This is a genomic window from Sphingobacterium mizutaii (genome assembly GCF_900187125.1).
In the GTDB taxonomy this organism is placed as follows: Bacteria; Bacteroidota; Bacteroidia; order Sphingobacteriales; family Sphingobacteriaceae; genus Sphingobacterium; species Sphingobacterium mizutaii.
On sequence record NZ_LT906468.1, the window covers coordinates 4340742 to 4356984 of the forward strand.

Sequence of the window (16243 nt, forward strand, 5' to 3'; positions counted from 1 at the left end):
TTATTTATTTATTTATATTTTCCCATTTTCCTGAATCAAAGGAATATGTTTTAATAACTTTTGCTGGAATACCTATAGCAATGCTAAATGGAGGAATATCCTTAGTTACAACAGACATAGTTCCAATTATCGTGCCTCTTCCAATTTTAACTCCAGGCAAAACACAAACTTGTTCTCCCAACCATACATTATCTTCAATTATTACAGGTTTACTAATTATAGGTCTTGAATTAGGAGTTACTAATGGGCTATCTTGATTGTCACCTGAATAATTCCCATGATTATGGTCAGTAATAAATACTTTACTCGCGATTAACACATTATTACCAATTTTGACAGACTCAATACTTGCTATATGAACGTAATCATTTATTTGAACATCATTTCCAATTTCAATTAAATTAATATCATTCTTAAATGGAAAAGCATCTAATCTACAGTTATATCCAGTTGTTAGATTATTGCCCACTTTTATATATCTCCTTCCACGTATGTAAAAGGGGAATCGTATAATTCTACTGTTTTTAAATAAAAAATAACTTCTTATTTTAAATATAATTAATCTTATATATCCAAGGGGCTCATAAGTTTTAGGCTTCATAATAATTTGAATAAAATATATGCAGGGAAATAAAAAATTTTTGACAAAAATTCTCTTGCTGAACTATTGATTAATGATTTATTAAATAAATAATCTAAACTTTTGCAGAGATAAAAACAATATTTATATAGAAATTGAACAATTAATGGCAACTTGATTTGTGGAAAAAATTTATTGAATTTTTTCACTAAATGTTGATATAAATTAGCCTTTACATTGAGGTGAACATAAGCACGCTGAACAGCATTCCCTCCTGTCCTTCTAACTTTAACTAATGGCTCATCTAAATACCCTAGTTCATATCTTACACTCATTAATATCCATAAGTACCCATCTTGACCATACCGCATATCTTTAGAAAATCTTAAAAATTCAAATTCAGAAATTACCTCACGAAGAATCATAACACATGGAGTGGCAATATTTAATCTCTTCAAACTATTCGGAAAAACAAATCCCTTAAAGTTTAAATTATTAAATAATTTTAAATCTAATGGTTTACCTTCATCAAAAACAAAATAATTAGTATGAGACCAAATGAGATTATTGCTTTCCATTAAGGAAACTTGTTTTTCCAACTTAGTTTCAAGCCACAAATCATCAGAATCTAAAAAGGCAATATATTTACCAGTTGATTTAGAAATTCCAAAATTTCTAGCAGTGGCAGGTCCAGAATTTTCGATTTTATAATATCTAATGAAATCTCTATATTGACGCAAAAAAGTGGTTAAATCCTCCTTAGAACCATCATTTACTACAATAATTTCAATCATTTTATAAGACTGTTTTAAAACACTTTCAACAGCCTCAATTAACCACTTTTCTCCTTTAAAAAATGGAATAATTACACTAACCATCTATTTTATTTATTAAATGTACAACTTGTTCAGCATGTGATTGCTTTTTATCTTTTAGATATTTTTCAATGGTTTTGGTTCCATTCTCGGCTATTTGTTTCCTGAATTTGGCATTTGAAATTATTAATTTTAACTTTTTTACTATTGATTCTTCTGATTTTGGATCGATTCTAACACAGTTAAAAGAATCTTTCATTAAATATGGAATAGATCCTACAAATGTGGTAATAATTGGAACGCCCATAATCAAAGCTTCGTATAATACTCTGGGAAATCCTTCATGATAAGAAGGTAAGACAAAAACATCAGATTCATTATAAATCTCTTTCAAATCATCCTTATTAGAAATCATTCCTTTTAACGAAATTTTGTCTTCAATTTTATTGTCAACAATAATATTTCTAATGTGTTCTTCATCCGGCCCGCTACCTACAAGTATCAACTCTAACTCATAGCCTTCATTAATCAACTTAATAAAACCAGATATCAGTTCAAATATTCCTTTATCAAAAACGAGACGACCAACATACAAAATTTTTAAGTTCTTGTTGTTATCAATCAATTTAGTTTTTACTATATCTAATTCTGTAAAACCAATCATTGGTCTTATAGTATTAGTTCTCACATTTATTTTCTTAATTTCATCCGTAAATAAGGGGGATATTGTCATTACAAATTTTGCTCTCTTTAAAAGATATTTTGAAAACCTTGAATTAATACCTTGCTCACCCCGTACGTATAACCCAAATTTTTTTCTAAATAAAACACATACTAAAGCAATAAATTGACATATTGGGCCAGGGTAAAATAAATAGATAAAATCATTTTTTAAAACTATGATTGGGATTTGTAAAAATGCTTTTAAAAATGAAAAAAATCTATTATTTTTTCTTTTTATATCAATTATATTTAAAGAAGTATCTGTAATAGGAAAATTAGCAAAATTATCATTTAAAGTTTTTTGTTGACTAATCTGAAAAACAGTTACATCAAAATTTAAATCAGATATTTCAACAAAAAATTTTCCTGTTTCTTTATTTAAATAAAGCTTTGATTCAGACTCATAAAATATCGTATTATTTACTAATAATAATTTTTTTTTGGACATGCGGGTAAATAAAATAATAAATAATATAAAAAATCATGAAAGACCAAGCGATATATCTTACAGAATCGAACATACTTGACCTAGCCATGTAAACTGAGAAACTTGCTATAGTAATATATATTAATAAACTATTAAAACTGGAGAGGACTCTGCTTTCTAATTTTGATATGATTAACCCTAAAAGGAACATAAATATCAAAACCCCCGGTAAAGCAAATTGCATATATAAATCAGAAATTAGATTTGTTCCTAAGCCATAACCCGCATCTACATCTTTTGTTAAAATAGTTGAAGAGGATAATTCCTGGGGCATAGCCCCAAACAAATTTTGTGTAATAAATGAAGGTAAAAATGGAATGGGAGAAAATATATAATAAATAGAACTTTTACCATAACTTAAACCGTTCATTAGCGCATATTCATAGCCTGCATAAAGATTTCTGTTATTAACTATTAAATCCATTGCAAAATCAAAGCTATTTTCTATTCTCACTTTTGATAGGTCTAATGACCCACCATCCCTGCTTCTTAATGAAGATGCAATGGTTAAAATAATAAACCCTCCTGTTATAAGAAGGATGATTTGTTTTTTCGTAAATTTTCTTATAAGTATCGAATAAGAAAATAACATTACTAATACTGTTTGAATAGCTGGGCCCCTATCACCAATATATACAAATATTCCCGCGAAAATGAAAACCATTAATAGATTAAATATGGGTTTTCGTAACAAAAAGTTTAAGACTATTGTAATATTTATTAAGCATTGAACAATTAATAAAATTGTTTGATTAAATTCCTGATACGTATCGGTTTTTCTTGCAATAACTCCGCTTAAACCAGAAAGGAATACATATAAAATAAGTATGGCTGAAAATATTAAACAGACGTAATAAATAAAATTATAAATATTTGAAACTTTAAATTCTTTTATATTATTTATAACCTTTCGCTTAACTAATAGAAAACCTAAAACAAAAGAATTAAATCCAACCAATGCTAATGCAGAAGTTTTAGAAATTAGATTTTCATTGAAATAGAACCTATCAAATACTGGAAAATACCCCTTGTCTATTGGGTATACTATTACAGGATAAATAAAGTTTACAAATAAAAAACTTATAGAAAATAATAAAGAAAATGAAAATAGGCCAATTCCATTTTTATTAATTTGAATTGTTAATAATTGACCAACATTAATTAGAAATATTATCAATACTATTAAACAAAAAGTGTAATCATATTTGTTTGGTGCAAAAAAATACATTAATAAAGAAATAACGAATATTAAATATTTCATTTCAATGGTGAATCTAAATTATTCTTAAAAGATAATCTCCATAGCCACTTTTCCTTAGTGGACCTGCAATATTTAATAATTGGTCTTTATCAATATAACCCATTCTATAAGCAACTTCCTCTATTGCTCCGATTTTCATTCCTTGCCTTTCTTCAATAACTTGGACAAATTGTCCAGCCTGCATCAATGATTGAATAGTTCCAGTATCTAACCAAGCTGTACCTCTGTCAAATATTCCTACTTTTAGTTTGCCGCTCCTAAGATATTCTTTATTGACATCAGTAATTTCTAGTTCACCTCGAGGAGAAGGTTTTATAGATCTTGCTATTTCAACAACATTATTGTCATAAAAATACAGACCTGGAACAGCATAATTAGATTTGGGTTCTGTTGGTTTTTCTTCAATAGATACAACATTTTTATCTTTATCAAATTCTACGACACCATATCTTTCAGGATCATGGACAGGATATGCAAATAAATAGCCTCCATCAGGATCTGCGCAAGCCTGTAATAATTTAGACATTCCAGAACCATAAAAAATATTATCGCCTAAAATCAAGGCTACCTTATCATTCCCAATAAAATCAGCACCTAGAATAAATGCTTGTGCAAGTCCATCAGGTGAAGGCTGCTCAATATAAGAGAATTTACATCCTATTTGTGAGCCGTCACCCAATAATTTTTCAAAATTTGGTAAATCTTGAGGAGTAGAAATTATTAGTATCTCATTGATTCCAGCCAACATTAATGTTGATAATGGATAATAAATCATAGGTTTATCATAGACCGGCATCAATTGTTTTGAAACAGCCAATGTTAATGGATGAAGTCTTGTTCCTGAGCCCCCGGCTAAAATTATTCCTTTCATATTGTGGTCTATATTATTTTAATAGATTTATCATTTCTTTTAAACTGTCCTTCCAGAATGGTACATCTACATTATATGTATCTTGAATTTTGCTTTGGTCTAAAAGAGAAAATTTAGGTCTTTTTGCAGGTGTAGGATATGAAGATGTTGGAATTGGGTTAATTTTCGTGCTAAAACCTTTGATTTTTTTAATTTCTTCTGCAAAATCATACCATGAAATCTCTCCATCATTTGAATAATGAAAAATTCCTCCAACCCACTTATCCGATTTGATAATCTTTAATATAGCCTTTGCTAAATCTCTGGCATAAGTAGGTGAACCAATTTGATCATTAATAACAGAAATTTCCTCCCTTTCACTCATCAACCGAATCATAGTTTTAACAAAATTATTCCCGTAAGTAGAGTAAACCCAAGAAGTCCTAATTAGTATAGCATCAGGATATTCCCTTTCAATTGCCTTTTCCCCTAATAATTTTGTCTTTCCATATATATTTATTGGATCTACTTCAGCATTTTCCTTTAATGCAATATTAGAGTTTCCATCAAAAACATAATCGGTTGAAATTGAAATCAATTTGCAGTCTTTTGACTTACAATAATTTGCAATTTCCTTGCTTGCTATATGGTTTACTTTATCAGCTAATTCAATTTCACTTTCAGCTTTATCAACAGCAGTGTATGCTGCAGAATGAATAATTATGTCTGGCTTATAGGTAGATAATATGGTTCTAATAGTTTCTGTTTTTTCTAATGGTAATTCGGCTCTTGAAAGATAACTCGCATCAAATGTTTCTTCCTTTGCTAACAATTCCTTTAATTCTGATCCTAATTGACCATTCACACCAGTAACCAATATCCTAAGCATAATATTATTTTATTTTTTATCAAAAGCTCTTGCAACCTTATCTTTATCAGATAAGATTATTTGGGCTGCGGGAATCTTCCAATCAATTGCTAAAGTTTCATCCAATGGATTTACACCATCTTCAGATTCCTTATTATAGAGATTATCACATTTGTAAAAGAAAGTTGCTTTTTCAGAAAGCACAGCAAAACCATGCAAAAATCCTCTTGGTATAAAGAGTTGAAGTTTATTTTCAGCAGAGAGTTCGACCGCAACATATTGTCCATATGTTTCAGAACCTTCCCTTACATCCACTGCAACATCCAAAACCTTTCCTTCAAGTACACGAACTAATTTTGCCTGTGCAAATTCTCCTATTTGTTGATGCAAACCCCTAAGCACTCCATAACTAGAACTAGATTGATTATCCTGTAAAAACAAAGGGTCTACCCCGGTTAATTCTTTGAATTTTAACTGATTAAAAGATTCAAAAAAATAGCCTCTAGAATCTCCAAACACTGAAGGCTCCATAATAAAGCATCCTTTTAACTTGGTTTCTGTAGCTTTCATCTCTATTTAAGAATATTGTTTGTTGTAATAATTCTGATAGTCACCTGAGGTCACATTGTCCAACCATTCTTGATTATTCAAAAACCAGTCAATTGTTTGAGATAACCCCTCCTCGAATGTAACTGAGGGTTTATAGCCCAATTCTTGATTAATTTTTGTTGCATCAATGGCATATCTCAAATCATGACCTGGCCTATCTTTAACAAATGTGATAAGTTTTGCCGAAGAACCTGGATCTCTCTTTAATTTTGAATCCATTTGATTGCATAGTTCCTTAACAAGATCTATATTTTTCCATTCATTAAAGCCACCAACATTATATGATCCCCCCAATTTTCCATTATGATACACTAAATCAATTGCTTTAGCGTGATCTTTTACAAATAACCAATCTCTGGTAAATTTGCCATCACCATAAATTGGTAGTGGCTTATTATTTAAGATGTTATGAATACATAGTGGAATCAATTTTTCAGGAAAATGATTCGGGCCATAGTTGTTTGAACAGTTTGTAATAACAACCGGCAAGCCATAAGTATCATGATACGCTCTTACGAAATGATCGGAAGAAGCTTTAGAAGCTGAATAAGGCGAATGTGGATCGTAAGAGGTTTCTTCTGTAAAAAGTCCGGTTTCGCTTAAGGTACCATATACCTCATCTGTTGAAACATGATGAAACCTCCTACCTTCAAAGTTATCTTTCCAGAGTTCCTTTGCAGCATTCAAAAGATTTACCGTTCCAATCACATTGGTCATTACAAATGCCGATGGATCAGTTATTGAACGGTCCACATGCGACTCAGCTGCTAAATGGATAACTCCGTCTGGTTTATATTCCTGAAAAATAGCATTAATTCTATTGGCATCAGTAATATCAGCCTTTACAAATGAATAATTAGGGGCATCTTGAATATCAATTAAATTCTCTAAATTCCCTGCATAAGTTAAGGCATCTAAATTTATTATCTGATAATTAGGATATTTACGCACAAATTCCCTAACTACATGTGAACCAATAAATCCAGCTCCACCTGTTATTATTATAGTCTTCATTTTTACTTAAATAATATATTTTTCCAATGTTTTTTAATAATACTTATCGCAGCCTTAAAATCTCCAGTTGAAATAAATATTTTTAACCTTTCTTTCAAAATCATTAATTTATATTGTCGGCTGTTTGAATTTTCAGATTTTGAAAAGGAAATAAATGCTGCTATAGACTTATTATAATCAAGTTTATTATTACAAGCTCTGTTTTCTGCCTCCAAACGATATATAGCTGTAATCTTTTTTATTTTTACAATATTATAATTTCCTGCTAATCGAATCCATAAATCTATATCTTCACCTCGATTCATTTTTTCAGAAAACATTCCAACCTTTTTAAAACAAGATTTATGTATTAAAATAACACTTGTCCATAATACATCTCCATTAATTGCGTGTTTAAAATAATCTGTCCAAACCTCGATAGAATTATTATCTCTTGAAATGCTATCTGAGTGAGAATAAGATGTTGAAAAAACCTTCTCATTTGGATAAATATTAATAGCTTTGAATAGGGTTTCTAAATGATCTGGAAACCAAATATCATCCCCATCCAGAAAAGCTATCCAATCATAATTAGAATTCTCTACTCCTAAATTCCTTGCACTTGATACGCCTCCATTCCTTTTGTCCAAGATAACAATCCTTGGATCAGAAAATTGTTTAACAATATTTAAGCTTTCGTCTGTTGAACCATCATTTACTATAATTAATTCAAATTCTTTATAGGTTTGATTTAAAACAGAGTTTATTGTACCACTAATACTTTCTTCCTTGTTATATAGTGGAATAACTACTGATACCATTATTTAAGATTTTCTTTCAAGTATTCAATTCCTTTTTTTCTTTCTTCACTGACTTTTTCATTAACTCTAAACCAATTAATATCTGAATAAATAATAGAATCTAATTTATTTTTGTCAAAATCAGTAATTAATCTATCCTCAAGCCCAAACATTCTTAATAATGATTCAAAACGAGCCAACCCTCTTCCTTGATTACCAATAGCTATAAATGGTACATTATTTAAAATAGAAAAAACTGTACCATGAAATGAGTCAGTGATTACAAATTTAGCTTTTTCAAACGCTGTTAACCACATTAATGGATGAGGGAAGACAAAATCATCAATATTTTTAGAATCTATTTTTCCATCGTTAATATTTTTTTTAGGTAACACCTCAAATGATTCAAAATTTAGCCTACTTTTAACATAATCAATTATATCCTTTTTAAATAAAGTTTTATCTAAGACATAAATATTAAGCTCTTTTAAACCATCAAATTTGCTTTGACTATTATCAATCAACTTCTTATAATTATCAGGGCTTAGTAACATAGTCGGATCAACCACATGAGTAGAATTAAGTGCAAAATAATTTTTTACTAGTTCAACTCCAGAATCTTCTCTAACACTGATAGAATCAAATTTTGAAGCAAGATCCCTGCATTTTTTAGTTTCAACTTCAGTGAATTCCCACTCTGAAACTCCAAAAGAAACAGCATAAGTTATTCTTTTGATATTTTTTTGGTTTTCAGCAAAATCTAGGAAATAATTATAAATATCAGGTGAATACTTTGGCCTCCAACTTTGATCACTTCCTACGACATATCCATAAAATCCTTGACTATTTAACAAATTCATTTGTTTTTTAGATGTTATTCTAGGTGATAGATTCGGAATAAATTTTTTAATAAAAGAAGCTGTATTTTTAGAAATATATTTACTCTGATTTTTACTTAAGAGAGCTTTTTTATTAATTTTTCTCCCTGTAAGAAAACTTTTTAAAAGAGAAAACTTTTTTCTTATTTCACTTGTAACAATTTGCCTATTTATCACGACTACATCATAACCTAGAGACTCCAATACTTCTTTTAATGCATATGCTTGAAATAATCCACCATAGTTGTCATGAAGTGGTTGTGTCAATATCCCTATTTTCTTTTTCATATTATTTGCCAAATAAGAGAGTTTTTATCTTATTAAATTTGTGATAGTACTTTGTTAATTTGGTAAGTTTCTCCCTGTCTTTTCTAATTCTCTGATTGAATTCTGTTAAATTTTTAGAATCTTTCCAGAATTCAAGACTTAATTTTCTTACCTTCATTCTTTGATTTTGTACCCATTTAAAATAAAACGGAATATCTTGAAATAATCGAGTCCTTTTAAACGGAATTAATAAACCTTTCTTTTGTAACTTTTCAACTCTATATTTTAATCCATAATTTCTATGGTTATAACTACCTCTTTGTGAAAAGATTATTTCATTTTCATTCGCTTCCTTTACGTTTAGGTTATCTTGAAAAATTCCATCCTTTATTATTTGATCCGCCAAAGGACTTCTTGTAATAATTATACTATTGCCTAATCCTTCATGATAATATGGTTCTATCCAAGCATCTCCTAAGGAAATATCAGCTAACTCAGTTGTAACATCATCACAAAAATCACAAGCATGGTTTTTGAATAAACCTGATCCCCACATATCACCTACTTTTTTCATTCTCATTTTGTGAAAATTATTTGCAGAATCAAAAGCTCCAAACGAATAATTAGAGGAAATTGAATTTGCGTCTTTCAGTCTATATTCTTGATTATGATATAAACCTTTAATACCAGCACTTTGAGCTAAAAAATCAGTATAAAATTTGCTTTTTAACCCCCCACAAATAATCCCAATTAAAAAAGGTATTTTCGCTTTCAATTCCGGTTCATAAAATTGTTTCAACCTAAGGGCTTTAATGAAACACGCTACACCTGCAATACCTACAGTACCATCTACAGAATTAATTATATCAAATAACCCATCCATTGATACAGGTATATATCTCGTTTTTGATTGAGAAATGATGTCTTCTGTATTTTTAAACAACTGATATTCATAAGTACCATTTACTTCTTTAACAACAAAAAGATTTGTAACTACCCTTTTACTCAAAAGTGATTTAAAAACGTAAGTAGCAAGACCTCCTGAAGATGATGTTATTCTAAATTCTTTTGAATATCCTATGTAAGTATTTATGTATTTACCAAGTTTATTATTGAATTTTGTTGAATCTGCTAAAAATATTTCAGCAATATTGTCTTCATCTCTTACAATTTCTTCTGGGATTGGATTAAATGGACAAAGTTTTAATGCATCATCGGTATTATGAATATCTTCATATTCTGGTACTAAAAAACCATCCTTATTCCATACCATTTTAGAATTTTTGATTTTAGAGGTACAAACTCCGCAACCAGTACATAAATCATTTTTTACTATGTCCTTAATAGTAGGTTTCATTTTTTTATGAGTTTAGATTTTAGACTTAAAAAAAACATCTTTTCATCCTTATTAATACCAAAAAAATATATTAGTCCTATTAAAATAAGTACAATTAAAATTGTATAACAAAATATTGAAAAAAAATTGTTGTAATTGATGATATCTTGCATTTTTATCAAAATCAAAACTATTAACGAACTAACAATAATCACTCGTAATAAAACGGTTCTAATAAATATTAAATAATTAAAATTTATTACTTTTTTTAAAAAATAAATTCGGAATAAAAGAGATAATATTGAAATAACTCCTGAAATAATAAAAATAACCCAAGGAGAATTGAATTGTGAAAATTTTAAAAACAAAAATGATAAAGGCATATTTAAAAAAACCAATGAGCCAACAACTAATTGATACATTTTAATACGTCCAGTAGCTTGTATGCCTGTCATTAATGACCCTGAAAGTGAATCTATCGAAATATTAATAAGACTGATTGAAATGAATATATTTGTATATTCAGGTGGGGTTCCCAACCAAACTTTTAAGAGCCAATCCAAATTCAATAGAATTGGAACAACCAATATTAAAGTTAAAAAAAATGAAAATTTTGAACTTTTTAACATTAAATTTTGCATTCCGTTGATGTTACTTTTTGCATAATTAATTGTTATTTGAGGGTTAACTGCATTTTGAAAACTATTAATAAACATTTGAACAGCACTCTGTACTTGCATTGTTAGACCATAAGATGCATTAACCATTGTTCCGAAAAATATGTTTAAAACAACATTATTCCCTTGATTTCTAGCAATAGATGCTAGATTACCAAATAAATTCCATCCAGAATAAAATAGTAATTCTTTAAAATAAATAGGATCATAATTTAAAGAAATTTTGCTTTCTTGAAAGTTTTTTCTACAGTAAATTTGATAAATTGCTCTAATGATAAAAGCTACTAAAAAAGTTAAAATTGAAAAAATTATTAATTTGTCATCATTGAAAAATACTAACACATATACTATAATTAGTTTTAGAATTGCTTCTAAGATACTAACATAAGCATAAATACCCATTCTTTCTCTAGCAAAAATTAAGGCATTGTAGGGTACTTGGATAACATTTAAAATAAAAGTCAAAATTGAAAATTGATAAACAATATTTACTGCTACAACTCTGTTCTTTGGAAAAACCATGACGTTATTTATATACCATAATCCAACTGTCTCAGCTAATAAAAGAATCAATAACGCTATACCTACATGTATAATAAAAGCAGAACTAAAAGTTTTTTTTAAATCTTCAAAATTATTTTTACCTATATCAATTGCTAGATACCTTTGAGTAGAAGTTGCCATAGCTGCATTAAAGAAACCTAACATTGCAACTATTCCTCCAACCAAACTGTATATACCGTAATCAGATATCCCTAATTGTTCTAAAACGATTCTTGATGTATATAAAGTAACCCCTAATATCAAGATCATTCTTATATATAAGAAAAAAGTGTTTTTTGCTATGCGATTAGAATTAGACATTCCCTAATTAAAGTTTAGCATTAACCTCAAATGGTAAAATTCCTTTAACATCATAGACTATAGCATTATCCTTTTTAAATTTATCCAAGTCTAATTCCAAAAATTCCTTGTGTGCCACTCCCAAAACAATAGCATCAAACTTATCGGAAGGGATATTTGTTGTACTCTTTATGTTATATTCATGATTTACTTCCGAAGGATTTGCCCATGGATCATAAGTTGAAACTTCAATTCCATAATCTTCCAAAGCATTTATAACGTCAACTATTTTGGTGTTTCTAACATCTGGGCAATTTTCTTTAAATGTTACGCCTAACATTAATAAATTTGAACCATTCACATTTATACCTTTTTTAATCATGGTTTTAACAACTTGTGAGGCTACATATTCACCCATTGAATCATTCAGTCTTCTTCCTGCTAGAATAATTTCTGGGTGATAACCATGTTCTTGAGCTTTCTGAGCCAAATAATATGGATCAACACCTATACAATGGCCTCCAACTAATCCTGGTTTAAAAGGCAAAAAGTTCCATTTAGTACCTGCAGCTTCCAGAACTGCATGAGTATCAATTTCAAGAATATTGAAGATTTTTGCCAATTCATTTACAAAAGCAATATTGATATCACGTTGTGAATTTTCAATAACTTTGGCTGCCTCTGCAACTTTAATAGCAGGGGCTAAGTGAGTTCCTGCAGTAATTACAGATTTATACACCTCATCAACTTCTTTTCCGATTTCTGGAGTTGAACCTGAAGTCACTTTTAATATTTTTTCAACCGTATGCTGCTTATCTCCTGGATTAATTCTTTCCGGTGAATAACCAGCAAAGAAATCCACATTAAATTTTAATCCTGAAACTTTTTCTAAAACTGGGATACATTCTTCTTCAGTTACTCCTGGGTAAACTGTGGATTCATATACAACAATATCTCCTTTTTTTAAAACTTTACCTACAGTTTCAGAAGCTTTATAAAGAGGAGTTAGATCAGGTCTATTATGTTTGTCAACTGGAGTAGGAACAGTAACTACATAAAAATTTGCATCCTCAATATCTGAAAGAATATTAGAACAGAATAATCCATTAACTTGATTATTGAATGGATTTTCCTTAACCAAAACAGATTGAAGAACATCATCTTCAACTTCTAATGTTAAGTCTTTTCCAGATCTTAATTCATCAATTCTTTTTTGGTTAATATCAAAACCTAATACAGGATATTTTGTAGCAAACAAACGTGCTAAAGGCAATCCCACATAACCTAATCCGATAACTGCTATATTTTTCATTAATTGGATTTTTATTTATTGATTTTAGTAGTTAGTATTATTTTAAATTATCCCAATACCATTTAGTTGCTTCCTTTAAACCTTCTTTAATCACATGGCTTGGTTCATAACCCAAAAGTTTTTTTGCTTTTTCCACAGACGCTAATGAATGTGGTATATCACCTTGCCTATTTGGTCCATGAATAACATCAACATTCGCAATCTCTGAATCATATTCAGTTAAAAATTCTTTTAGGTATCCTACCAATTGATTTAATGTTGTTCTATCTCCTACAGCAGTATTATAAACGGTATTAATAGCATCCGGATTTTCAGTTAGCATAGCTCTTTCATTCATCTGAATTACATTATCTATATAAGTAAAATCTCTAGAATAATCGCCGGCTCCATTAATTACTGGGCTTTCATGATTCATAAATTTCTTTACAAACAAAGGAATAACTGCTGCATACGCTCCATTAGGATCTTGCCTTCTACCAAAAACATTAAAATATCTTAAACCAATCGTTTCAATTCCGTAGGTTTTTGAGAAAATTTCTGCGTAGAGTTCGTTTACATATTTGGTAATTGCATAAGGGGATAATGGTTTTCCAATTTTTTCTTCCACTTTAGGAAGTGATTCAGAATCTCCATAGGTTGAAGAAGATGCCGCATAAATAAAACGCTTGACATTCGCATCCCTAGCGGCAACAAGCATATTTAGAAACCCAGAAACATTCACCTCATTTGAAGTTTGTGGATCCTTAATAGAACGAGGCACTGATCCTAAAGCAGCTTGATGTAAAACATAATCAACACCTTGAACTGCCTTTTCACAATCAGCTGTATTACGGATATCACCTTCAATCAATTCAAAATTTGGATTCCCTTCATGTTGAACCAAATTATGTCTATGTCCGGTTGCAAAATTATCCAATACGACAACTTGATGACCTTTTCCTAAAAAATATTCAGTAAGATTTGAACCGATAAAACCCGCCCCTCCGGTAATTAATATTTTACTCATTTATAGTATTATTTGCTAATTATTATTCTTTTGATTCTCCTTATCCGCAACAATCTTCCTTAATCCAGAGCTTGAAAATCTATGGTCTCTACTATTAAAATATAATTCGATGCCTTTATCTTCGCAGTATTTTCTACCTGTAAAATCTCTATCCTTATATTCATCCCCTACAATCCTGACATCAAGCTTAAAAGACCTCAATATATCTTCCAGATCTTGTTCAGTAGAATAAGGAACAATTTCATCTACATAAATGCACCCCCTTAATTGAATATATCTTTCAACCACGGTCTGTGTTGGTGCATTTTTTTCAGGACGGTCCAAGGTAGGGTCCATTTGCAGTCCACAGATCAAATAATCGCATTGGCGTTTAGCTTCTGCCAACATCATAATATGTCCGGCATGCAATAGATCAAAAGTAGAGAAAGTTATACCTACTCTTGGCCCTGGATTATAGTCTTGATGTTTTACATCAATGTTTTTTTGCTCTTTCATATATGGAAAATATTAGTTTTTACTCACCTATAGCATAGTAAACAAATCCCAAACTCTCAAGTTTCTGTTTATCCAGAAGCTTTCGCCCATCAAATATAAATGCGGGTTTTTTCATAGATTCTTTGATTCTTTTCCAATCAAGGTCCTTGAATTCATCCCATTCTGTAAGAATTGCCAAACCATGGGCATCCTTTGCAACCTCATAGGGGTCATTGATCACCTTTAACAATTCTTTAATTTCATCTGCACTTCTTGTAGCAAGGTAATCCAGATCCTTATAGATCTGATTTTCCTGAACTTTTGGATCGTATACTGAAATCTGTGCTTGCTCATCCAGTAAATGGTCTGCAACATATATGGCGGCAGATTCTCTTGTATCATTAGTGTTTTTCTTGAAAGCCCAACCAAGGAAAGCAATTTTTTTGCCATTAACCGTATTGTACATCGATTGGATGATCTTTTCTGCAAATCTTGTCTTTTGATGGTCGTTGATCAAGATCACTTGTTCCCAGTAATCAGCGACTTCGTTCAGATTATAGGATCGAGCGATATAGACCAGGTTAAGCAGGTCTTTCTGAAAACAAGAACCGCCAAAACCTACAGATGCCTTCAAAAACTTTGAACCGATCCTGGAATCCTGTCCTATGGCATGTGCAACCTCGTCCACATTCGCTCCCGTAACCTCGCATAGTTCCGAAATCGAATTGATCGATGAAACACGTTGCGCCAAAAAGGCATTTGCAACCAATTTGGACAGTTCCGAAGACCATAGGTTGGTACTGATAATCCTTTCAGTGGGAACCCAAGCTTCATAGATTGATTTCAGGGCATTGATAGCTTCCGGATCTTCACCTCCGATCAGAATCCGATCAGGATTATGTAAATCTGGAATTGCAGTACCTTCAGCTAAAAACTCTGGATTCGACAATACATGAAACTGTATGCCTTTTCCTGTATGGTCCAATATACTTTTGATCGTAGCGGCAGTCCTGACGGGAATTGTTGATTTTTCAACTATGATCTTCGAAGATGTTGCAACTTCCGCAATCTGTCTGGCACATAGCTCAATAAACTTAAGATCTGCGGCCTGGCCCTTTCCCTTCCCGTACGTTTTTGTAGGGGTATTTACCGAAATAAAGATCATATCGCCCTCAGAGATAGCTTTTTCAATTTCGGTAGAAAAAAACAGGTTACGTCCCCTTGCCTCCTTAACAACTGTGTCAAGTCCGGGCTCATAAACTGGAAGTTCCTCTAAATTTTCTGAATTCCAAGCTTCAATGCGCGCTGCATTCAAGTCAACGACCGTTACCTGGATATTTGGATTTTTCTGAGCAATGACAGACATCGTCGGTCCCCCAACATATCCTGCTCCTATACATGTAATCTTCTTGATTTCCATTGTTGAATTACCGAGTGATAATTGGCCTACACCAATTTACAGTT

Annotated in this window: 16 protein-coding genes; all 16 read right to left on the reverse strand. The window is 30.7% G+C overall.

Features of this window, described 5'->3' with window-relative positions:
• Positions 1-4: 4 nt before the first annotated feature.
• From CKW03_RS18805 to CKW03_RS18880, 16 genes are read right to left on the reverse strand one after another with little or no spacing between them, the layout of a single operon-like run.
• On the reverse strand, positions 5-601 hold the full coding sequence (locus CKW03_RS18805) for an LbetaH domain-containing protein (RefSeq protein ID WP_093099479.1): 597 nt from the start codon (positions 599-601) through the stop codon (positions 5-7).
• On the reverse strand, positions 598-1458 hold the full coding sequence (locus CKW03_RS18810) for a glycosyltransferase family 2 protein (protein WP_093099481.1): 861 nt from the start codon (positions 1456-1458) through the stop codon (positions 598-600). Before CKW03_RS18810 ends, CKW03_RS18805 begins: the two co-directional genes overlap by 4 nt.
• Positions 1451-2566, reverse strand: coding sequence for a glycosyltransferase family 4 protein (locus CKW03_RS18815; RefSeq protein WP_093099482.1), 1116 nt, complete (start codon positions 2564-2566; stop codon positions 1451-1453). Before CKW03_RS18815 ends, CKW03_RS18810 begins: the two co-directional genes overlap by 8 nt.
• Positions 2535-3866 carry an O-antigen polymerase gene (locus CKW03_RS18820; protein ID WP_093099484.1) on the reverse strand — a complete coding sequence of 444 codons (1332 nt, stop codon included), beginning with the start codon at positions 3864-3866 and terminating at the stop codon, positions 2535-2537. Before CKW03_RS18820 ends, CKW03_RS18815 begins: the two co-directional genes overlap by 32 nt.
• Positions 3867-3879: 13 nt before the next feature.
• Positions 3880-4737, reverse strand: coding sequence for a glucose-1-phosphate thymidylyltransferase RfbA (gene rfbA, locus CKW03_RS18825; RefSeq protein WP_093099486.1), 858 nt, complete (start codon positions 4735-4737; stop codon positions 3880-3882).
• Between the two features lie 13 nt (positions 4738-4750).
• Positions 4751-5605 (reverse strand): dTDP-4-dehydrorhamnose reductase, encoded by an 855-nt coding sequence (gene rfbD, locus CKW03_RS18830; protein WP_093099488.1) that lies wholly within the window; start codon positions 5603-5605, stop codon positions 4751-4753.
• Positions 5606-5614: 9 nt separating this feature from the next.
• Positions 5615-6154, reverse strand: a complete 540-nt coding sequence (gene rfbC, locus CKW03_RS18835; RefSeq protein WP_093099490.1) for a dTDP-4-dehydrorhamnose 3,5-epimerase — start codon at positions 6152-6154, stop codon at positions 5615-5617.
• Positions 6155-6160: 6 nt separating this feature from the next.
• Positions 6161-7207, reverse strand: a complete 1047-nt coding sequence (gene rfbB / locus CKW03_RS18840) for a dTDP-glucose 4,6-dehydratase (RefSeq protein ID WP_093099492.1) — start codon at positions 7205-7207, stop codon at positions 6161-6163.
• Between the two features lie 2 nt (positions 7208-7209).
• Positions 7210-8007, reverse strand: coding sequence for a glycosyltransferase family 2 protein (locus CKW03_RS18845; RefSeq protein ID WP_093099494.1), 798 nt, complete (start codon positions 8005-8007; stop codon positions 7210-7212).
• A complete protein-coding gene (locus tag CKW03_RS18850) occupies positions 8007-9152 on the reverse strand; it encodes a polysaccharide pyruvyl transferase family protein (protein ID WP_093099496.1) in 1146 nt (381 codons plus the stop codon). Before CKW03_RS18850 ends, CKW03_RS18845 begins: the two co-directional genes overlap by 1 nt.
• Before the next feature lies 1 nt (position 9153).
• On the reverse strand, positions 9154-10488 hold the full coding sequence (locus CKW03_RS18855; protein WP_093099497.1) for a Coenzyme F420 hydrogenase/dehydrogenase, beta subunit C-terminal domain: 1335 nt from the start codon (positions 10486-10488) through the stop codon (positions 9154-9156).
• On the reverse strand, positions 10485-12008 hold the full coding sequence (locus CKW03_RS18860; protein WP_093099499.1) for an MATE family efflux transporter: 1524 nt from the start codon (positions 12006-12008) through the stop codon (positions 10485-10487). Before CKW03_RS18860 ends, CKW03_RS18855 begins: the two co-directional genes overlap by 4 nt.
• Positions 12009-12015: 7 nt before the next feature.
• Positions 12016-13299, reverse strand: coding sequence for a nucleotide sugar dehydrogenase (locus tag CKW03_RS18865; protein WP_093099500.1), 1284 nt, complete (start codon positions 13297-13299; stop codon positions 12016-12018).
• Positions 13300-13336: 37 nt separating this feature from the next.
• Positions 13337-14305, reverse strand: coding sequence for an SDR family oxidoreductase (locus CKW03_RS18870; protein WP_093099502.1), 969 nt, complete (start codon positions 14303-14305; stop codon positions 13337-13339).
• Between the two features lie 15 nt (positions 14306-14320).
• On the reverse strand, positions 14321-14800 hold the full coding sequence (locus CKW03_RS18875) for an adenylyltransferase/cytidyltransferase family protein (protein WP_093099503.1): 480 nt from the start codon (positions 14798-14800) through the stop codon (positions 14321-14323).
• A 19-nt stretch (positions 14801-14819) separates the two neighbouring features.
• The gene (locus CKW03_RS18880) at positions 14820-16199 is read right to left on the reverse strand and encodes a nucleotide sugar dehydrogenase (RefSeq protein ID WP_093099505.1); all 1380 of its coding nucleotides are present in this window, start codon (positions 16197-16199) and stop codon (positions 14820-14822) included.
• Between the last annotated feature and the right edge of the window lie 44 nt (positions 16200-16243).

Excerpts from the sequence above, each read along its gene's own strand:
- CKW03_RS18805 (WP_093099479.1), bottom strand. The coding sequence starts at position 601 with ATGAAGCCTAAAACTTATGAGCCCCTTGGATATATAAGATTAATTATA.
- CKW03_RS18810 (WP_093099481.1), bottom strand. The coding sequence starts at position 1,458 with ATGGTTAGTGTAATTATTCCATTTTTTAAAGGAGAAAAGTGGTTAATT.
- CKW03_RS18815 (WP_093099482.1), bottom strand. The coding sequence starts at position 2,566 with ATGTCCAAAAAAAAATTATTATTAGTAAATAATACGATATTTTATGAG.
- CKW03_RS18820 (WP_093099484.1), bottom strand. The coding sequence starts at position 3,866 with ATGAAATATTTAATATTCGTTATTTCTTTATTAATGTATTTTTTTGCA.
- rfbA (WP_093099486.1), bottom strand. The coding sequence starts at position 4,737 with ATGAAAGGAATAATTTTAGCCGGGGGCTCAGGAACAAGACTTCATCCA.
- rfbD (WP_093099488.1), bottom strand. The coding sequence starts at position 5,605 with ATGCTTAGGATATTGGTTACTGGTGTGAATGGTCAATTAGGATCAGAA.
- rfbC (WP_093099490.1), bottom strand. The coding sequence starts at position 6,154 with ATGAAAGCTACAGAAACCAAGTTAAAAGGATGCTTTATTATGGAGCCT.
- rfbB (WP_093099492.1), bottom strand. The coding sequence starts at position 7,207 with ATGAAGACTATAATAATAACAGGTGGAGCTGGATTTATTGGTTCACAT.
- CKW03_RS18845 (WP_093099494.1), bottom strand. The coding sequence starts at position 8,007 with ATGGTATCAGTAGTTATTCCACTATATAACAAGGAAGAAAGTATTAGT.
- CKW03_RS18850 (WP_093099496.1), bottom strand. The coding sequence starts at position 9,152 with ATGAAAAAGAAAATAGGGATATTGACACAACCACTTCATGACAACTAT.
- CKW03_RS18855 (WP_093099497.1), bottom strand. The coding sequence starts at position 10,488 with ATGAAACCTACTATTAAGGACATAGTAAAAAATGATTTATGTACTGGT.
- CKW03_RS18860 (WP_093099499.1), bottom strand. The coding sequence starts at position 12,008 with ATGTCTAATTCTAATCGCATAGCAAAAAACACTTTTTTCTTATATATA.
- CKW03_RS18865 (WP_093099500.1), bottom strand. The coding sequence starts at position 13,299 with ATGAAAAATATAGCAGTTATCGGATTAGGTTATGTGGGATTGCCTTTA.
- CKW03_RS18870 (WP_093099502.1), bottom strand. The coding sequence starts at position 14,305 with ATGAGTAAAATATTAATTACCGGAGGGGCGGGTTTTATCGGTTCAAAT.
- CKW03_RS18875 (WP_093099503.1), bottom strand. The coding sequence starts at position 14,800 with ATGAAAGAGCAAAAAAACATTGATGTAAAACATCAAGACTATAATCCA.
- CKW03_RS18880 (WP_093099505.1), bottom strand. The coding sequence starts at position 16,199 with ATGGAAATCAAGAAGATTACATGTATAGGAGCAGGATATGTTGGGGGA.